The sequence below is a fragment of the Nocardia sp. CY41 genome (assembly GCF_009829325.1).
Taxonomy (GTDB): Bacteria; Actinomycetota; Actinomycetes; order Mycobacteriales; family Mycobacteriaceae; genus Nocardia.
Genome location: NZ_VUOS01000017.1, coordinates 69,957 through 88,393, shown reverse-complemented (window position 1 = coordinate 88,393; position 18,437 = coordinate 69,957). Strand labels below are relative to the sequence as shown.

At 68.9% G+C, this 18,437-nt stretch carries 19 protein-coding genes; 9 read left to right on the top strand and 10 right to left on the bottom strand.

Annotation, left to right across the window (positions count from 1 at the left end; all coding sequences use genetic code 11):
* Positions 1-96 precede the first annotated feature (96 nt).
* From GVY64_RS19365 to GVY64_RS19345, 5 genes are all read left to right on the top strand, one after another.
* Entirely contained in the window at positions 97-2,160 is a 2,064-nt protein-coding gene (locus GVY64_RS19365; protein WP_159843356.1) for an AMP-binding protein, read from the top strand.
* A gap of 121 nt (positions 2,161-2,281) precedes the next feature.
* Positions 2,282-2,668, top strand: a complete 387-nt coding sequence (locus tag GVY64_RS19360) for a hemophore-related protein (RefSeq protein ID WP_159843355.1) — start codon at positions 2,282-2,284, stop codon at positions 2,666-2,668.
* 128 nt (positions 2,669-2,796) lie between these two features.
* Complete coding sequence (locus GVY64_RS19355; protein WP_159843354.1) at positions 2,797-3,510, top strand: response regulator transcription factor; 714 nt, start codon at positions 2,797-2,799, stop codon at positions 3,508-3,510.
* On the top strand, positions 3,507-4,877 hold the full coding sequence (locus GVY64_RS19350) for a sensor histidine kinase (protein WP_159843353.1): 1,371 nt from the start codon (positions 3,507-3,509) through the stop codon (positions 4,875-4,877). The genes GVY64_RS19355 and GVY64_RS19350 overlap by 4 nt, the downstream gene beginning before the upstream one ends.
* An 83-nt stretch (positions 4,878-4,960) precedes the next feature.
* The gene (locus GVY64_RS19345) at positions 4,961-6,130 is read left to right on the top strand and encodes a hypothetical protein (RefSeq protein WP_159843352.1); all 1,170 of its coding nucleotides are present in this window, start codon (positions 4,961-4,963) and stop codon (positions 6,128-6,130) included.
* 332 nt (positions 6,131-6,462) lie between these two features.
* Here the strand turns inward: GVY64_RS19345 and GVY64_RS19340 are convergent, their stop codons facing one another.
* From GVY64_RS19340 to pdxH, 4 genes are all read right to left on the bottom strand, one after another.
* Positions 6,463-6,822, bottom strand: a complete 360-nt coding sequence (locus GVY64_RS19340; RefSeq protein ID WP_043719293.1) for an FKBP-type peptidyl-prolyl cis-trans isomerase — start codon at positions 6,820-6,822, stop codon at positions 6,463-6,465.
* 37 nt (positions 6,823-6,859) lie between these two features.
* The gene (locus GVY64_RS19335) at positions 6,860-8,173 is read right to left on the bottom strand and encodes a citrate synthase (protein WP_159843351.1); all 1,314 of its coding nucleotides are present in this window, start codon (positions 8,171-8,173) and stop codon (positions 6,860-6,862) included.
* A gap of 191 nt (positions 8,174-8,364) precedes the next feature.
* Positions 8,365-9,645: an MFS transporter gene (locus GVY64_RS19330; RefSeq protein WP_159843350.1), complete on the bottom strand. Its 1,281-nt coding sequence runs from the start codon at positions 9,643-9,645 to the stop codon at positions 8,365-8,367.
* A gap of 68 nt (positions 9,646-9,713) precedes the next feature.
* Positions 9,714-10,406, bottom strand: coding sequence for a pyridoxamine 5'-phosphate oxidase (pdxH, locus tag GVY64_RS19325; RefSeq protein ID WP_159843348.1), 693 nt, complete (start codon positions 10,404-10,406; stop codon positions 9,714-9,716).
* Positions 10,407-10,527: 121 nt separating this feature from the next.
* Here pdxH and GVY64_RS19320 point away from each other — a divergent pair, with 121 nt between their 5' ends.
* Positions 10,528-11,676, top strand: coding sequence for a citrate synthase 2 (locus GVY64_RS19320; protein WP_159843346.1), 1,149 nt, complete (start codon positions 10,528-10,530; stop codon positions 11,674-11,676).
* A gap of 525 nt (positions 11,677-12,201) precedes the next feature.
* On the opposite strand, the gene GVY64_RS19315 is transcribed toward GVY64_RS19320, so the two are convergent.
* From GVY64_RS19315 to GVY64_RS19300, 4 genes are read right to left on the bottom strand one after another with little or no spacing between them, the layout of a single operon-like run.
* Positions 12,202-12,642, bottom strand: a complete 441-nt coding sequence (locus GVY64_RS19315) for a hypothetical protein (RefSeq protein ID WP_159843344.1) — start codon at positions 12,640-12,642, stop codon at positions 12,202-12,204.
* Between the two features lie 24 nt (positions 12,643-12,666).
* A complete protein-coding gene (locus GVY64_RS19310) occupies positions 12,667-12,876 on the bottom strand; it encodes a hypothetical protein (protein ID WP_159843342.1) in 210 nt (69 codons plus the stop codon).
* A gap of 5 nt (positions 12,877-12,881) precedes the next feature.
* On the bottom strand, positions 12,882-13,373 hold the full coding sequence (locus GVY64_RS19305) for a DNA-directed RNA polymerase subunit beta (protein ID WP_236566989.1): 492 nt from the start codon (positions 13,371-13,373) through the stop codon (positions 12,882-12,884).
* A complete protein-coding gene (locus GVY64_RS19300; RefSeq protein WP_159843340.1) occupies positions 13,366-13,665 on the bottom strand; it encodes a hypothetical protein in 300 nt (99 codons plus the stop codon). The genes GVY64_RS19305 and GVY64_RS19300 overlap by 8 nt, the downstream gene beginning before the upstream one ends.
* Positions 13,666-13,884: 219 nt before the next feature.
* Here GVY64_RS19300 and GVY64_RS19295 point away from each other — a divergent pair, with 219 nt between their 5' ends.
* Positions 13,885-15,090, top strand: coding sequence for a helix-turn-helix domain-containing protein (locus tag GVY64_RS19295; protein ID WP_159843338.1), 1,206 nt, complete (start codon positions 13,885-13,887; stop codon positions 15,088-15,090).
* A 5-nt stretch (positions 15,091-15,095) separates the two neighbouring features.
* Here GVY64_RS19295 and GVY64_RS19290 read toward each other — a convergent pair whose 3' ends face one another.
* Positions 15,096-15,410: a putative quinol monooxygenase gene (locus GVY64_RS19290; RefSeq protein WP_159843336.1), complete on the bottom strand. Its 315-nt coding sequence runs from the start codon at positions 15,408-15,410 to the stop codon at positions 15,096-15,098.
* A gap of 248 nt (positions 15,411-15,658) precedes the next feature.
* On the opposite strand from GVY64_RS19290, the gene GVY64_RS19285 reads away from it, so the two are divergent.
* Positions 15,659-16,531 (top strand): polysaccharide deacetylase family protein, encoded by an 873-nt coding sequence (locus GVY64_RS19285; RefSeq protein ID WP_236566988.1) that lies wholly within the window; start codon positions 15,659-15,661, stop codon positions 16,529-16,531.
* Between the two features lie 25 nt (positions 16,532-16,556).
* Here the strand turns inward: GVY64_RS19285 and GVY64_RS19280 are convergent, their stop codons facing one another.
* Positions 16,557-17,195: a hypothetical protein gene (locus GVY64_RS19280; RefSeq protein WP_159843334.1), complete on the bottom strand. Its 639-nt coding sequence runs from the start codon at positions 17,193-17,195 to the stop codon at positions 16,557-16,559.
* Between the two features lie 64 nt (positions 17,196-17,259).
* Here GVY64_RS19280 and serC point away from each other — a divergent pair, with 64 nt between their 5' ends.
* Entirely contained in the window at positions 17,260-18,384 is a 1,125-nt protein-coding gene (gene serC / locus GVY64_RS19275; protein WP_159843332.1) for a phosphoserine transaminase, read from the top strand.
* Positions 18,385-18,437 lie beyond the last annotated feature (53 nt).

Sequence of the window (18,437 nt, the reverse complement as noted above, 5' to 3'; positions counted from 1 at the left end):
AAGGTAGCGGCACCCACCCGGGCGTCGCGTGAAGTCTGCCACAATCAACCAGATCTATCGAGGCGGGCATCGAGGCGAGGCTAGGGAGTCACGGGGTTGAACGTGCGGCACGAGTACCGACCGGCCTACCAGACCAGCTTGGTGGATCCCGCCGAGTTCTGGGCCGGCGCGGCCGAAGCGATCGACTGGGACGTGCCGCCGGACCAGATCGTCGACGCCGGCGCCCGCCCGGTGGCCAGATGGTTCTCCGGGGCTCGCCTCAACACCTCCTTCAACGCCCTGGACCGGCATGTCCACCCCACCACGCCGGACGCCCCCAGCCGCGCCGATCAGCCCGCCCTGATATACGACTCGGCTATGACCGACACCGCCGTCGTCTACACCTACGCCGAACTGCTCGACGAGGTGTCACGGTTTGCCGGCGCGATGGTCCGGCTCGGCGTCTCGACGGGCGATCGCGTGGTGATCTACCTGCCGATGATCCCCGAAGCGGTGATCGCGATGCTCGCCTGCGCCCGCATCGGCGCGGTCCACTCGGTGGTGTTCGGCGGCTTCGCGGCCCCAGAGCTGGCCGCGCGCATCGATGACGCGGAGCCGGTGCTGATCGTCACAGCGTCCGGCGGCCTGGAGCCGGGCAAGAAGATCGAATACCCGCCGATCGTGCTGCAGGCGCTGGATCTGGCGCAGACCACCGCGCCCCGCACGGTGATCGTCAAGCAGCGGCCGCAGTTCGACACGATCCATTTCCCCGCCCCGCAGCCCGCCACCGAGTCCCTGCCGAGTTCGACGCAGACCGTGGCCGCGCAGTGGCTGGACTGGGACGACGCCGTGCGCGACGCGGCGCCGGCCGATCCGGTGTCGGTCGCGGCCACCGATCCGCTCTACATCCTCTACACCTCCGGCACCACCGGGAAGCCGAAGGGCGTGGTCCGGGACAACGGCGGGCACGCGGTGGCCCTGGCCTGGTCGATGCGCAACATCTACGACGTCGACGCGGGCCAGGTGATGTGGGCCGCCTCCGACGTCGGCTGGGTGGTCGGGCACTCCTACATCGTCTACGCGCCGCTGCTGGTCGGAGCGACCACGCTGCTGTACGAGGGCAAGCCGATCGGCACGCCGGACGCGGGCGCGTACTGGCGGGTGGTCGCCGAACACAAGGTCGATGTGCTGTTCACCGCACCGACCGCGCTGCGCGCCATCCGCAAGGCCGACCCCGAGGCGGAACTGGCCCACCGCCACGACCTCTCTTCGCTGCGTGCCCTGTTCTGCGCGGGCGAGCGCCTGGACCCGGCCACCCACGCCTGGGCCGAGGAGACCCTGCTCGCCGGCCGCCCGGACTGCCCGGTCATCGATCATTGGTGGCAGACCGAGACCGGGTGGCCGATCTGCGCGAACCCGCTCGGCCTGCAGAAACTGCCGATCAAACCGGGTTCGGCCTCGGTACCGGTGCCGGGCTATCGACTACGCGTGCTCGACTCCTCCGGCAACGCGGTCGCGCCGAACACCGAGGGCAACATCGTCATCGGCCTGCCCTTGCCGCCCGGCACGCTGACCGGGCTCTGGCGCGACGACGCCCGCTACGAGCGCTCCTATCTGTCCGCCTACCCCGGCCACTACCTCACCGGCGACTCCGGCTACTTCGACGAGGACGGCTACCTGTACGTCCTCGGCCGCAGCGACGACGTGATCAACATGGCCGGGCACCGGCTCTCCGCGGGCAGCATCGAGGCGGCCATCGCGGGGCACCAGGCGGTCGCCGAATGCGCCGTCATCGGGCTGCCCGACGAGCTCAAGGGGCACCGGCCGCTGGCGTACGTGGTGCTCAAGTCCGGTGTCGAGATCGATCCGGATCGGCTGCGCGACGAGCTGATCGAACGGGTGCGCACCCAGGTCGGCGCGATCGCCACGCTCCACGACGCCATCATCGTGACGGCGCTGCCCAAGACCAGGTCCGGCAAGATCCTGCGCAAGACGATCCGGCAGATCACCTCCGGCGAGACGTTCGAAGTGCCCTCCACCATCGAGGATCCCGCCGTGCTCGCGGCGCTGGAGCAGCAGATCCGCACGGCGCGGCCCCAGTGGCGGGACCCGGCGCACGACGACAACGAGAACACCGGCCACGTGGTCGCGCCGGACGCGGATCCGGTTGTGCCGTCCTGAGTTCCGCGTCGCCCGGACACGTCCTCAGAGTTTCCTCAGAGGATGTTCACGCGGGTGCCAGCAGTTCGAAATAGCCTCGAGACCGCCCCGAAACCCTTCGATGATCTGGAGGCAATACATCATGAAACGTTCCGTAGGCCGCCCCGCCGTCGCCGCTCTCGCAACCGGTGGAATCGCCACGGTCACGTTGTTCCTGAGCCCCGCCATCGCCACCGCGGGCCCGATGGAATACGCCGAGCCACTCCTGACCTCGGACTGCTCGTTCGCCCAGGTCGACGCGGCGCTGCACGACAAGGCCCCGCAGCTGGCCGCGGTGCTCGACGCGAACCCGAGCCAGAAGGCCGAATTGCAGCGCCGGTTCGACCAGCCGGTCGAGCAGCGGCGGGCCGAGCTGCGCCGGGCCATCGACGAGAACCCGGACGCGGTACGCCAGGCGGAGAACGACCCGCGGACCGCGCAGTTGCGCGACACCATCCGCATCGTGGCCGAGACCTGCCACAACTACTGATTCCACGGGGACGTGGACGGACTCGCCGGGTATGTCCGGTACCCGGCGGGTCACCACCGCGGGACGGAATGTCCGTCCCGCGTGCCCCGTTCGCACGGTCCGAAGATTCACCGGAGTCGGGGAGCAGAATGGATGACGTGACCTCGACCTCGAACCCGACGGTTCTCGTCGTCGACGACGACGAGGATGTGCTCGCCTCGGTCGAGCGCGGCCTGCGGTTGTCCGGCTTTCAGGTCCTCGTGGCCAGGGACGGCGCACAAGCGCTGCGCAGCGTGAACGAACACTCGCCCGACGCCATCGTGCTCGATATGAACATGCCCGCGCTCGACGGCGCCGGCGTGGTGACCGCGTTGCGCGCGATGGGCAACGAGGTGCCGATCTGTGTGCTCAGCGCACGCGCGTCGGTGGACGACCGCATCTCCGGCCTGGAGTCCGGCGCCGACGACTACCTGGTCAAACCCTTCGTGCTGAAGGAGTTGGTGGCCCGGATCCGGGCGCTGCTGCGCCGCCGGTCCGACACACAGGCGCCCGCGACCCCGGGCGCGGTCAGCGTCGGTCCGCTCGAAGTGGACGTGGCGGGGTATCGCGCGCTGCTGAACGGCCGCGAGATCGAGCTCACCAAGCGAGAATTCGAGTTGCTGTCGACGCTGGCCAGGAACGTCGGCGTGGTGCTGAGCCGGGAACGTCTGCTGGAACTGGTGTGGGGCTACGACTTCGCCGCCGACACCAACGTGGTGGACGTCTTCGTGGGCTATCTGCGCCGCAAACTCGAGGTGGACGGCGCGCCCCGGCTGCTGCACACGATCCGCGGCGTCGGGTTCGTGCTGCGAGCGCCGAAATGACCGTGTCCGCCACCGCGTCGCCGAGAACCCGTCGGCGCCGGTCGTTCTCGCTGCGCACCCGCGTCGCGGGCGCGGCGGCCGCGGGCGCGATCATCATCGTGACGCTGATCAGCTTGATCAGTATTCGCGCCATCGAGCGCAACAACCTGCAGCAGGCCGACCAGCAGCTCGCCGTCGCGGCGCGGATCGTCCTGCTCGAACCGCAGATCGCGGTGCGGATCATCAGCCTGACCGGGCTGAACAACGACATGGCGGTGACCGTCCGGGACAACGGCGATGTCGTCGCCAGCACGCCCACCGAACTCCCCGCGCTGCCGACCGGTTCCCGCACCGTCACGGTGGGCGGCACCCCCTACCGGATCCTGACCACCACCGAGAATCAACCCGCGGGCCGCACGGTCTCGCTCGGCATCCCCGCCGCCGGAGCCGCCGAGGCCACCGCCGAGCAGCAACGATGGGTGCTCGGCGGCGCGCTGCTGTCCATCGCCGCGGCCGCGGCGCTCGGCTGGTTGCTCGCCGGCGCGGCGGTGCGTCCGATCGTCCGGCTGACCAGCCAGGTGGGCGCACGCAGCGCCTATCCCGATCCGCGCAACCCGCAGGCCCCGGTGGAGGGCGCGGGCGTGCACGAGGCGGAGCAGCTGGCCGTCGCGGTGAACACCATGTTGCAGCGAGTGGATCAGGCGCACGCCCAGACAGCCGCCGCCCTGGAGACCGCGCGCGACTTCGCCGCCGTGTCCGCCCACGAGCTGCGCACCCCGCTGACCGCGATGCGCACCGACCTCGAAGTACTGCGCACGCTCGATCTCGACGAGGCGCAGCGGGCCGAGATCCTCGACGACCTGCAGCGCAGCCAGGGACGAGTGGAGAGCACGCTCGCGGCGCTGGAGCGGCTGGCCACCGGCGATCTGACCAACGAGCGCGACCACGTCGCCACCGATGTCGGCGACCTGTGCGACCAGGCCGCGCACGACGCCATGCGACATTTCCCCGGCCTCACCGTACGCATCGATTCGGATGCCGAACTGGTCACCCGGGGGTTGCCCGCGGGGCTGCGGCTGGCGGTGGACAACGCGCTGGCCAACTCGGTCAAGCACGGCGGGGCCACCGAGGCATTGGTTTCCGCGCACCGCGAGCCGGGCGACCGCATCGTCATCTCGATCGACGACAACGGCCGCGGTATCCCGCCGGAGGAACGCGACGCCGTCTTCGACCGCTTCTTCCGCGGCAGCCAGGCGAGCAAGGGCGGCTCCGGCCTCGGCCTGGCGCTGGTCGCCCAGCAGGCCCAGCTACACGGCGGCCGAGCGTATTTCGACGCGGGCACGCTCGGCGGCATCCGTCTGGTCCTCGATCTGCCCGGGGTGGTGTGACTCGCGACGCATCCGCGGCTCCTTACTCAACTCTCAGAGAAACGCCGAGGGGCGCGCCATAACTCACGTTTAGGGTCTGCGGCGTGATCGGAAAACGCGCCCGCCGGGGCCTTCTCGTCGTCGCCCTCGTCTCAGCTGGTGCGCTCGGCGCCGGGATCACCGCCTGTACCGGAACCGATCGCGGGCCGACGGGCATCGCGCTGATCGATGCCGACGCGGGGCCGACCGGCGCGCGGGTGGTGAAGGCGCTGCAGGACGCGGGTGGTTACGAATGGACCGCCGCCGCGCCGGGCGAGGCGAGCACCGACGATTACGCCGTCGTCATCACGTTGCCCGCCGACCTCACCGCATCGATGGGCACCCTGGCCGGGCCCGAGCCGAAGCGGGCCGAAGTCACCGTGCAGACCCACGAAAAGGCCGACGCCGAGCTGGTGCACGGCGCGGTGACCGAGGTGACGCATCGGATCGGCGCGGCCGGGGTGGACGCCGCGCTCACCGCCGTCGCGCAGGCCCGCTCTCAGATGTCGCAGGTGCAGTTCACCGCCCAGTTGCTCGGCGCGGGCGTCGACGCGGCCGCCGCCGGAGCCGACCAGTTCAGTTCCGGCGCCGACCAGCTGCTCGGCTTCCTGGAGTTCGCGAAAACCGGGTCCGCGCAGCTCACTTCAGCCATCGCGCTGCTGAACTCCACCGTCGACGGCGCCGCCGCGCAGGCCGGTCAGTTGGCCGCGGCCCTGGATTCGACCGGCATCACCATCGCGCAGGTGGAGCGCACGGCGAACACGGTGAGCGGCGGACTCGATCAGATCCTGCCGCTGCTGCGCGCGCTGCCGTTCGCGAACGATCCGGCGCTCGCCGACATCATCGGAAAACTGGACGCGCTGCGCGGCGTGTCCGCGCAGGCGGGCTCCCAGCTGACCGGCCTCGGCTCGCTCGTCGGCGGCGCGGTCGACCCCGACACCGATCTCGGCACGCTGCTTCGCACCGTCGTGGACCGCCTGACCGGCGCGAGCGCGCAGCTGACCCAGGGCGCGAAGCTCGCCGAGGGCCTCCCCCAGCTCGCCGAACAGGGCGGCGCCCAACTGGTCGGCGCCATCAGCCAGCTCACCGCCGGCGTGAACCAGTTGCAGAACATCGTCCACAATCTGAGCACCCAGACCGACAAGGCCGTAGCCGCCCTGCCCCAGCGCAGCAGCACCCAGCAAGCAGCGCTGGCAGCGGCCCTGACCGACCCGGTCGAGATCGTCAGGAAGTAGACATGACGAGGGCCCGTCTTCCTTCACAGATGACGGGCCGTAACATCTTCAGGCTCGTGGCGGGCGAGCCAACGGTGATCCACAGGACAGATACCGGTCGGCTGGAGTTCGACCTCCAGAGAACCGCGTGCACTTGACCCGTAACTGGTAAGACGACGTGCCCAGCTCACCTCGACAACGTCTTTCGAGCGAAGCGAGACCGAGCATGTGCCGTTCGCGGCCCGGCTCGCGTCCGAGCGACCGCTGCGCAAGCGACGAAGTCGCAAGCAGTGGTCGCTCGGACGCGAGCCATAAAGGGGCCGTGAACACGCGGCGCCGCAGGCGCCGCCAGATTAGTTAGCGTTCAGCAGGTCGATCACGAAGACCAGCGTCTTGCCCGAAAGCCGATGACCGGCGCCGGCCGGGCCGTAGGCCAGCTCCGGCGGGATGGTCAGCTGACGGCGACCGCCGACCTTCATCCCGGGGATGCCGTCCTGCCAGCCCTGGATCAGGCCGCGCAGCGGGAAGGTGATGGACTCGCCGCGGTTCCACGACGAGTCGAACTCTTCGCCGGATTCGAATTCGACGCCCACGTAGTGCACTTCCACGGTGCCGCCGGGCACCGCTTCCTTGCCCGAGCCTTCGATGATGTCCTTGATCACCAGCTCGGTGGGCGCGGGCCCTGCCTGGAACTCGATCTCCGGTTTGGTCATGCGGCTATCCCCTTCGATAGGTGATGGATGGATTTCGTCAACGGTTGTTGATCTCGCGGTAGTCGCGAGCGCCGTAGCCGGTGTAGATCTGCCGGGGACGGCCGATCTTCAGCGGTTCGCTGTGCATCTCGCGCCAGTGCGCGATCCAGCCGGGGAGCCGGCCCATCGCGAACAGCACGGTGAACATGCGGGTCGGGAAGCCCATCGCCTTGTAGATGACGCCGGTGTAGAAGTCGACGTTCGGGTACAGGCGGCGCTCGATGAAGTAGTCGTCGGTGAGCGCGGCCTCTTCCAGGGCCTGGGCGATGTCGAACAGCTCGTCGTGGCCGCCGAGCTTGCTGAGGATGGCGTCGGCGTGCTTCTTGGCGATCGAGGCGCGCGGGTCGTAGTTGCGGTAGACGCGGTGGCCGAAGCCCATGAGCTTCACCCCGTCTTCCTTGTTCTTGACCTTGCGGATGAACTCCTTGACGTCGCTGCCGCTGGCCTTGATGCCGTCGAGCATCTCCAGCACGGCCTGGTTCGCGCCGCCGTGCAGCGGGCCCCACAGCGCGTTGATGCCGCCGGACACCGAGGTGAACAGGTTGGCGTCGGACGAGCCGACCAGGCGCACGGTGGAGGTGGAGCAGTTCTGCTCGTGGTCGGCGTGCAGGATCAGCAGCATGTCCAGCGCGGCGGCGACCTCGGGGTCCACCTCGTAGGGCTCGGCGGGGAAGCCGAAGGTCATCCGCAGGAAGTTCTCCACCAGGCTCAGCGAGTTGTCCGGGTAGAGGAACGGCTGGCCGACCGACTTCTTGTACGAGTAGGCCGCGATGGTGGGCAGCTTGGCCAGCAGCCGGATGGTGGACAGTTCGACCTGCTCGGGGTCGCGCGGGTCCAGCGAGTCCTGGTAGTAGGCCGACAGCGCGTTCACCGCCGAGGACAGCACCGGCATGGGGTGCGCGTTGCGCGGGAAGCCGTCGAAGAACCGCTTCAGGTCCTCGTGCAGCAGGGTGTGCCTGCGGATGCGGTCGGTGAAGTCCTCGAGCTGGGCCTGGGTGGGCAGCTCGCCGTAGATCAGCAGGTAGCTGACCTCGATGAAGGTGGAGGCGGCCGCGAGCTGGTCGATGGGGTAGCCGCGGTAGCGCAGGACGCCCGCCTCACCGTCGATGTAGGTGATGGCCGACTTGGTCGGGGCGGTGTTCATGAAGCCCGGGTCGTACGTCACGTACCCGGTGCTGGCCAGCAGCTTTCCCAGCTCGATCCCGTCGTTGCCCTCGGCGGCCCTGGTGACCGTCATCGGGAACTCGCCGCCGGGGTAGGAAAGAACCGGCTTGGCGTCGTCGTCGACGTTGATGATGTTCTCAGCGGGCACGGAAGGATCCCTCTCAGGCTTGAACCACAGGCACCGGCACGGTGGCGCACGATGCGCTTGCCTCAACGCTAGCCGTTGACCGACGCGGACAATACCGGAGGGTAGTCCTGCGGCGGCTCACAAACACGTCCCGGCGCGGTGAGGTCCCACAGCCACGGCGGAACGCGATCGCCAGGTGTTCGCGCTGCACGTCACGCGGCGATTTCGGCACGAGCGCGAGCGACACGGTAACGCGTGAAGGCCGGAAACGCGACTGCCGCGAGCACCACGCCCACCACCACGAGCGCGCCGCCGCCCGCCGCGGCTACAGCGGTACCCAGGCTCGCCGCCGCGAAACCGTGGGCAACATCACCGATGCGCGGGCCACCCGCGACCACCACGGTGAACACCCCTTGCAGCCGCCCGCGCAGATCGTCGGTGGCCACCGTCTGCAGCATCGTCACCCGGAGCGCGGCCGAGACCATGTCCACCGCGCCGCCGAAAGCCGAGCACACCAAAGCGATCCACAGCCCGGCCCCGACGCCGAGGCCGTGGCCGGTGAGGCCGACGGCGAGGCCGAACCCGACCATGGCCAGCCCCCACAGCGCGATGCAGACCAGCACGGCGAGGCCCTGCCTGCGGATGCGCGGAATCCAGCCGGAGAACACCCCGCCGAGCACCGCGCCCGCCGACATCGACGCGAACAGCAAGCCCAGCGCGACGCCGCCGGTGGCCGGGTCGCCGAAGGTCTCGTGCGCGATCTGCGGGAACAGCGCGCGGGGCATGCCGAACACCATGGCGATCACGTCCACCGCGAACGACGCGAGCAGCACCCGCTGTGTGGCCAGGTAGCCGAAACCGTCCAGCACCGTGCGGAATCCGGCCCGGCGCACCGTCCCGGTGGGCGGCAGCGCGGGCAGCCGCCACACCGCCCACAGGGTGGCCAGCAGCGCGACGGCGTCGATCAGATAGAGCGTGGCGAGCCCGACGACCGGGATGAGCGCTCCGGCCAGCACCGGCCCGGCGATGGCGCCGAACTGCATCACCGTCATGTTCAGCGAATTGGCGGCGGCGAGTTGGCCTTCCGGGAGCAGCCGCGGGATGGTGGCGCTGCGGGTGGGCTGGTTCACCGCGAAGAACGCCTGCTGCACGGCGAACAGGCCGAGCACGATCCACACGTTGTCCACTCCGGCCGCCGCTTGCAGCCAGAAGGCCAGCGCCGTGAGCCCGGTGCCCGAATTGGTGATCAGCAGGAGCTTGCGCCGGTCGAGGACGTCGGCGAGCGCGCCGCCCCACAAGCCGAACACGACCAGCGGCGCCAGGCCGAACAGCCCGGCCAGCCCCACGTAGCCGGAGCTGCCGGTGATCTGGAAGATCTGCTGCGGCACCGCGACGACCGACAGTTGCGCGCCGATCATGGTGACGATGCCCGAACTCCACAGGCGTCGATAGTCCGGGTTGCGCAGCGGAGTGGTGTCGGCGAGCAGTTTCACTGCCGCAGCGTAATCAGTCCTCCGGCCCGGCCCGGCGCGAGAATTCTCACGCCGGGGCTGGGAATACCTCAGGGTTGCAAGCGCTCCACCGTGGTCGCGTCACCCTCGATCCGCACCCGGATGCGGTTGTGCAGACGCCCGCGCCGGCCCTGCCAGAATTCGACCTCGTCGGGACGGACCAGGAAACCGCCCCAGTGCGGCGGAACCGGGATCTCGTCGACATCGGCGAACCGCGCGGTCGCCTCGGCCAGCGTGCGGTCCAATTCGGCCCGCGACCCGATCGGCTGGGACTGGCGCGAGGCCCAGGCGCCCAGTTGCGAGTCCCGCGGCCGGGACCGCCAGTACGCCGCCGTGGTCTCGGCGGGGACCCGCTCGACCGCGCCGCGCAGGTGCACCTGCCGACCCAGCGCGGGCCACACGAAGGTGACCGCGGCGTACGGGACGGCGGTCAGCTGGGCGCCTTTGGCCGAGTCGTAGTTCGTGTAGAAGATCACGCCTTCGGGTGAGAGCCCTTTACACAGCACGGTCCGCGCGACCGGCCGCGGCGTGCCGTCGGCCAGCGAGACCGTGGCCAGCACCATGGCGTTGGGTTCGGCGATGCCCACCGCGGTGGCCTGTTCGATCCAATGCCGCAGCAGCGGCTCCCAGCCCCCGGCGAGCCAGGTCTCGTCCAAGTCGACGTCGTCGTTGCCGCCGTGTGGAAGGCCGCCGTAGTCGACCCGCATAGCCGCCAGATCCGATGAATTGTCCAGGTCACGCATGGGCCAGACGTTACTCCGCAGTAGCAGGGAGCTAAGGTTTTGATGATCGGCATGTACTCGTCAAATCCGACATCTTCCCATCGGCGAGAACGTGCGACCCAAGTGCAAGGAGAGTCGTGACATGACTACCAGCCCCGCGGTTTCCGGTGGGCAGGCCACCGTTCCCAGCGATTTCGTCAGCGGCCTCGAGGGCGTGGTGGCCTTCACCACCGACATCGCCGAACCCGACAAGGACGGCGGCGCGCTGCGCTATCGCGGCGTCGACATCGAGCACCTGGTCGAGGGCCGGGTGACCTTCGGTGACGTGTGGGCCCTGCTGGTCGACGGATCCTTCGGGCGCGGCCTGCCGCCCGCCGAGCCGTTCCCGCTGCCCGTGCACACCGGTGACGTGCGCGTCGACGTACAGGCGGGGCTGGCGATGCTCGCGCCGATCTGGGGGTACCAGCCGCTGCTGGACATCGACGACGAGACCGCGCGCGAGAACCTCGCCCGCGCCTCGGTGATGGCGCTGTCCTACGTGGCGCAGTCGGCGCGCGGCATCTACCAGCCCGCCGTCCCGCAGAAGAAGATCGACGAGTGCACCACGGTCACCGAGCGCTTCATGACGCGCTGGAAGGGTGACCCGGATCCGCGCCACACCGAGGCCATCGACGCCTACTGGGTCTCCGCCGCCGAGCACGGCATGAATGCCTCCACCTTCACCGCCCGGGTGATCGCCTCGACCGGCGCCGACGTCGCGGCCGCGCTGTCCGGCGCGATCGGCGCCATGTCGGGCCCGCTGCACGGCGGCGCGCCCGCACGCGTGCTGCCGATGATCGAAGAGGTCGAGCGGACCGGCGACGCACGGGCCCTGGTCAAGGGCATCTTGGACCGCAAGGAGAAGCTGATGGGCTTCGGGCACCGGGTCTACCGGGCCGAGGACCCGCGCGCCCGCGTCCTGCGCGCCACCGCGAAGCGACTGGCCGCGCCGCGCTACGAGGTCGCCGCCGCGCTCGAACAAGCCGCCCTCGCCGAACTGCGCGAACGCCGCCCCGACCGCGCCATCGAAACCAACGTGGAGTTCTGGGCCGCGGTGATCCTGGACTTCGCCGAAGTGCCCGCGCACATGATGCCCGCCATGTTCACCTGCGGCCGCACCGCGGGCTGGTGCGCGCACATCCTGGAGCAGAAACAACTGGGCAAGCTGGTCCGCCCGGCGGCCATCTACACCGGCCCCGGCCCCCGCAAGCCCGAAGAGGTCGAAGGCTGGGCCACGATCGCGCACACGTAACGCACCACGACCCATTTCGACAAGCCGACCGTCGCGAGTGTGCACGTAGATACGTGGGTCTTCGCTTGTCCGGGCCCGGACAATTGCGAAGGCCAGCCCGTCGGTGCTGATGGGTGTGGTCTGCTGGTCCAATTCAGAGATCACCGACACCCGTACGGCGTCCAGTGCGGCGAGACCGGTGACGGCGAACCAGCTTTCATCCTGAGGTGTGCCGTCAGGTTTGGGAAGGGTGAACAGTTTCGCCGACTTCCGGTGCAGCGGTCGGTGATGCGGGGTGCGCTCGGCGCGGGGACCGGCGGGGCGGGGCGAACCGGTGATCATGCTCGGCGCGATCCAACGCCCATGATCGTGCCGCACGAAGCTGACGTACCGCCCTCGGTCGCCGTCGATGAGCACCGCGACGATCTCGTCCCTGACGATGACGCCCACCGGGGTGAGATCCCGATCAGCGACCGACAGGGCATCAATCGCCACGGTGACCGCTGGATGGTCCAGTCCGTCCATTGGCGATTCCCTTCTGTCAGGTCAGCAGAGAGCCCCGATGGTAGTGCTGTCGTCGTACTCCCGGTCCCAGTTGCCGTGGAACGCGGACATGGTGGCCTTGGTGTGGAACTGGTACAGGATTCCCGCCGCCGAGCATGACGCGCTGTAGAGCGTTTCGACATCTGGGTCGGTGGTGTCGTCGTTGCGCTCGGAATGTACATAGTATTTGCCGTCTGCCGGGTCGTATCGGTACAGCTTCGTGTTGACGCTCCGCAATGAGGGCCTGCCGGTGCAGTGCACCTTGAACCCGAAATTGATGGAGGCGATGCTTCCCGCGTCGGTCTTGTACGGCGGGATAGCGCTGATGAAGCACACCACCGCATCCTTCGCGGTGTGGATCGGTTCGGCATGGGCGACGGTGGCTGTGCCGAGCACCAGGGCGCTGGTGAGCAGGGCAGTGCGGATCGTAGGGGCGATGGTCATCGTTCCTCCCGTTGCGGCGGTATATCACCAGTCATTTCTGGACTGTTCGTACTGGTAGCGGATCTGCACCCACAGTTCGCGCGGTATCAGATCGATGCACTCGGCGAGGGTCGGCGGGGACCGAAACGTGGTCGGCCCGTGCGGGTGCCGGACGTGCAGCACACGCACCACACCCGCGTCGACCCGCCACGTCACCGTCACCCCATCCAATTCCGTTGTGCGCGGACTCGTCACGGGCGCTACCGCCTCGGCCGGGTTCGCACGCAGTCGCGGATGGCGCCGATCACCGCCAGCGCTGATGGCCGATACGAATCACGCGGGGCCTGCGCCCACACTCGCAACCGCGCCGGGCCGTCGTCGGCGGGGGACGGCAATGCGATCTGCGCCCCGGCCGACGTCATGGTGGCATTGAGCCGGAACAGCTCCGAGAACAGCGGCATATCGCACGGAATATCCGGCACCACCAGAAACGTCCACCGCTTCGAACGCGGGTGCGAGATTATCGGCCCGGCCGGTGTACCGCTGTTCTGCATGTGGATCTTCACGCGCGCACCAAGCTGAGTGGGCACGGTGATCGCCCCGACACTCCCCGATACCAGCGAGATCCGGCCCATCGACGGCTCGATACAGGCGGGCAGCCCGCACACGTGGCGGTAGAACCGACACCGCGCCATCGGAGTCTCCAAGACCATCGTCGCGTCGTTGGCGAGAACGCCTGAACGGTCAGCCATTGCGGTCACCACCGGGCCATCGCATCCGGTCGATGCCGGTGATGGGGATGAGCGTGATCAGGTACTGCGACGGGATGTCGTGGCGGTCATCCACGACTGCGGTCCCCACCCACGCGCACCGGCCGGGGATGTTGCGGTCGTGTAGTCCGATCCGCCCGTCCTCGTATGGGGCCAGGCGTAGGCAGTGCTCGACATCGGGGCAACGCACCCGCGACAACGGCCCGTATGGCGTGCCATCCGTCGTTTCCCACTGTCCCGTCTTCGACAGCCGGAACTTGTCACCCTCTCGCATCCCCGTGCCACTCCCCTCTAGTCGATGGAGGCGCCCGGCGCCAGGGGCTTTCGCTACCGTCCGGCGGCGTCACGGACGCCGGTGGTGTGCCCGGATGAGGAACGGGCGTCACCCGGCGCCGGGGCCTGCTACGACTGTGAGCCCAATTCGGCCCGCGGGGTATCAAACTTCTTGGTAGGCAGGCGGGATCGGATGTCGTTGAATGGAAAGGTGAGCCGAATGGAAGACCGCGCCGCAATCGCAGCGCGAGTGGCCCAGGCCCGAAAGCTCGCCGGCCTGACGCAGAAGGCGCTAGCGGAGAAAGCGCACATCTCTCTCGGAATTGTTCGTGCGGTCGAGCAGCGGACGGCCCCTGCATCGCCGGCATTTCTGGGGGCCGTGTCCAAGGCTCTCCGAGTCAGCGTCGCCGACCTGACTGGACAGCCGTATCCGCCTGCGCCAGGCCCCGACACCGAGGTACACGCCGCAGTGGGGGTGCTACGAACCGAACTGGCCGCCTACGACCTCGACAACGACAACGCCTCTCACGTGCGCCCGCTCGGACAGATCATGGCCGACGTCGAACACGTGTGCCGCTATCGCCGCGCCGCGTCTTTCCACAAACTGGGCGACTCGCTGCCGCCGCTCCTCGGCGAGGTACGTGCTGCGGTGCATCGCAGCAGCGGCCGCGAGCGGGATCAGGCGCTCGTACTGATGAGCGAGCTGTACTACTCCGCGCACAGCCTCGCCCACAAACTCGGATATGGCGACCTCGCCGCACTCGCCATCGATCGACTCGCGTGGGCAGCCACCGAGTCCGGAAACGAACTGTGGATCGCCACGAGTCAGTTCCAGCGGGCGGCGCTGCTCACCTCCGGCGGCGACTGGACTGCCGCCCTCAGGTTCTTGGAACGTTGCCGGGCCTGCATCGAACCCCGCCTCAGCGCTGGACACCGCCACGACCTCATCGCCTGGGGCGGCCTGCACCTGCAATCCGGACTCGCCGCGTCACGCTCCGGCAAAAGCGACCTCGCTGACGAGCACTTGGCCGAGGCCCGGAAGACAGCGCTGCGCCTCGGCGGCGATCGCGACGTCATTCTGTCGTTCGGACCCACGAACGTCGAAATCTGGGCCGTGGCGCTTGCCGTGGAGAGCATGGACGGCACCGAAGCGCTCAACCGTGCACGCTCGCTGGTCATCCCGGATGACACACCGAAAGAACGCGCGGGTCACCACTACATCGACCTGTCTCGCGCCTATCTCCTGCATGGAGACCGCACACGCGCTTTGGACGCGCTACTGACTGCAAAAGCGATTGCTCCGGCCCAGACTCGCTGGAATCCCATGGTGCACGAAACAGTGCGGGCGCTGGCTCGTGCGGAAGCGCGCAGCGTCGACACCGTCCACGGTTTCGCCGTGTGGTGCGGAGTGGCTGCGCGCCTGTGATCTGGTCAGCCTGCCGCAGGTAAGCCCTTCACTGCGGCCGGAGACAGGAATTCCAGCCGGAACGAGGCGATGTACTTCTCACGCTGGCTCAGGAAGTGCCTCGTGTGGGGCTGCCGCTCATGCTCCTCGAACGCGTCGCGGTCGCGGTACACCTCGTAGAACACGCGCGACAACGGTTCGTTCTCAACGGCGTGGGTGGCGTAGACGAGGGTCCCGGGCTCCAGCTCCGTGATGGCTTCGACCGTTTCGGCCATCAGCTTGTCGAACTCGGCCGCCTTCTCTGCGTCCTGGAGATCGAACTTCACAACGAGCGCGAACATAGCCCCTCCTCGACACTGGTATCCGGTCACCGTACAGGCCACCACCAGCGGCCGGGCTGGTTCGACGGGCTCGATCCCGCGTGTCGACGTCACCGCGGGCACGATTCGAGGACCTGATGGGCTTCGGCCACCGGGTCTATCCGAGCCACAGCGCACGACCGCGAGCCGGACGTGACGGCGGAAGATGTTGTCCCGCCGTCGATGTCCGGCTCGCGTAGCATCCGGGGGGAAGCTAGAGGACTCGAGGGATGCTGGACAAAACAATATCGAGGCGGCGAATGCTCGGGCTGGGAGCCGCGCTGACCGCGGGATTCACCGCCACCGGGTGCGCCGCCACCCAGAATACGTCCGTCGCACCGGCGCGCGTCTCGGCCGCGCCCCGCACCACTACGGGGGCACGGGTCGCTCCGGCCTCGGCGGTCCCCGCCGCGGGCACGCCGTCCGCCGTGGCCGCCAGGCATGCCGGGATCCGGCCACAGCAGTGGGGCGTCGCGATGGCGGGGATCACGAGCACTTTCGCTGCTGCGGGCAAACAGATGGCGCTCACCTTCGACGCCTGCGGCGGCTCGGGCAACAACGACATCGACGAGTCGCTGGTGAACTTCCTGATCGCCGAGCGGATTCCCGCGACGCTGTTCCTGAACAAGCGCTGGATCGATGCCAATCGGGCGCGCACCGCCCAACTGGCGGCGAATCCACTGTTCGAACTGGCCAATCACGGCGTGGCACACAAACCGCTGTCGGTGAACGGCCGGGAAGCCTATGGCATCGCCGGGACCGGATCGGCGCAGCAGGCCGCCGACGAAGTATGGGCGAACCATGAGCTGCTGACCACGCTGACGGGCAGCCCGCCGCGATTCTTTCGCGCGGGCACCGCGCATTACGACGATGTCGCGGTTTCCATCGTCAACGAATTGGGCGAAATCCCGGTCGGTTTCACGATCAACGCCGATTTCGGCGCGACCGCGTCGGCCGACCAAGTGCGAACAGCGATGAATGCCGCCGCCCCCGGCGCCATTTCCCTGGCCCATATGCACCGGCCGCACTCCGGCACCGCGGCGGGCATGATCGCGGCGGTGCCGAAGCTGCGCGCGATGGGTTTCACCTTCGTGCACCTGTAGGCGCGCGGCCGCGTTCGCCGGTAGTTCACTCCTCGAGCGACGCGACCCAGTCGACGGCGACCGTATCCCCGCGGTCCACCTCGAAGAAGGCGACCTCCAGATGCCGGCCCAAATCGACCAGGCCCAAGGCGTGCAACGGCACCGGCTGGACCAACCGGACCCGCCACGGTCGCGGTTCGTCCCAGGCGCGCAGTTCCAGGTCCAGACGCAGCACCGGATCGTCGCGGCCCGAGTACCCGGCGGCTACCGGCGCGGCGGCGAGCACGGTGGCATCGGCGCGGCGGCCGTCGGCGAGGATCTTGGCGATGCTCGCCCGGCCGGCTTCGGCGAGGTCGGGCACGTACAGCACGAGGCGATCGCGGTCGCGCGGATCCACCCGGCAGCCCACGACGTCACCGGGCCGCATCCATTCCAGGTCGGCGTCGGCCACCCGCTGCCGCACCCGGCTCTCGTAGGGGAACTCCCCGGTCAGCTGCACCCGAACCCAGAACACGTGCCCCGGTTCGGTGCGCCGCGGACGTACCCCGAGGATCGTCGCGGTCCCCGCTTCCCCCCGAATCAGCAACTCTCGCCGCATCGCGTCCGAGACCGTCGCGCCGCGCAGCCGGAAATTCCGCGCTCTCTCGCGCAGTCGCCACCCCGAGTTAGCTGAGGGCATGCTCATGGGCGCTTACGTTAGCCGGAGTGTGGGCGTCGCCACAGCAACACCACCGACTACCCTGTTCGCCATGACCTCTGCGTTTCCGACCATTCCCGACGATCTCAAGCCCGCCGACGGACGGTTCGGTTGCGGCCCCTCCAAGGTGCGTCCGGAGCAGCTGCAGTCGCTGGTGAACGTCGGCGCCTCGGTATTCGGAACCTCGCATCGGCAGAAGCCGGTCAAGGACGTGGTGGCGCGCGTGCGCTCCGGCTTGCGCGAGCTGTTCGGCCTGCCGGACGGCTACGAGGTGGTGCTCGGCAACGGCGGTACCACCGCATTCTGGGACGCCGCGGCGTTCGGCCTGGTCCGTGAGCGTTCGCTGCACTTGACCAACGGTGAATTCAGCTCGAAGTTCGCCGCGGTGACCAAGGGCAACCCGTTCATCGGCGACCCGATCGTGGTCTCGGCGGAGCCCGGCAGCGCGCCGGAGCCGGTGTCCGACCCGTCGGCGGACCTGATCGGCTGGGCGCACAACGAGACCTCGACCGGCGTCTCGATCCCGGTGCGGCGGCCCGCGGGCTCGGAGCACGCGCTCATCGCCATCGACGCCACCTCGGGCGCGGGCGGCCTCCCGGTGACCATCACCGACGCCGACGTGTACTACTTCGCGCCGCAGAAGTGCTTCGCCTCCGACGGCGGCCTGTGGGTCGCGCTGATGAGCCCGGCCGCACTGGCCCGGGTCGAGGAGATCAAGGCCTCGGGCCGCTGGACCCCCGACTTCCTGTCGCTGCCGATCGCGATCGACAACAGCACGAAGGACCAGACCTACAACACCCCGGCCCTGGGCACCCTGCTGCTGTTCGCCGACCAGATCGAGTGGCTCAACGGCAACGGCGGTCTGGACTGGGCGGTCAAGCGCACGCTGGACTCCTCCTCGCGGCTGTACTCCTGGGCCGAGTCGAGCGAGTACGCCACCCCGTACGTCACGGACCCGGCGCACCGCTCGCAGGTGGTCGGCACCATCGACTTCGCCGATTCGGTCGACGCGGCGAAGGTCGCGAAGATCCTGCGGGCCAACGGCATCGTGGACACCGAGCCGTACCGCAAGCTGGGCCGCAACCAGCTGCGCATCGGCATGTTCCCGGCGATCGATCCGGACGACGTCAGCCAGCTGACCCGCGCCATCGATTGGGTCGTGCAGAATCTCGGCTGACGGCCGCATATTTCGGCCCTGACGGGCCGCAACACGCCCGGGATCGACACGCC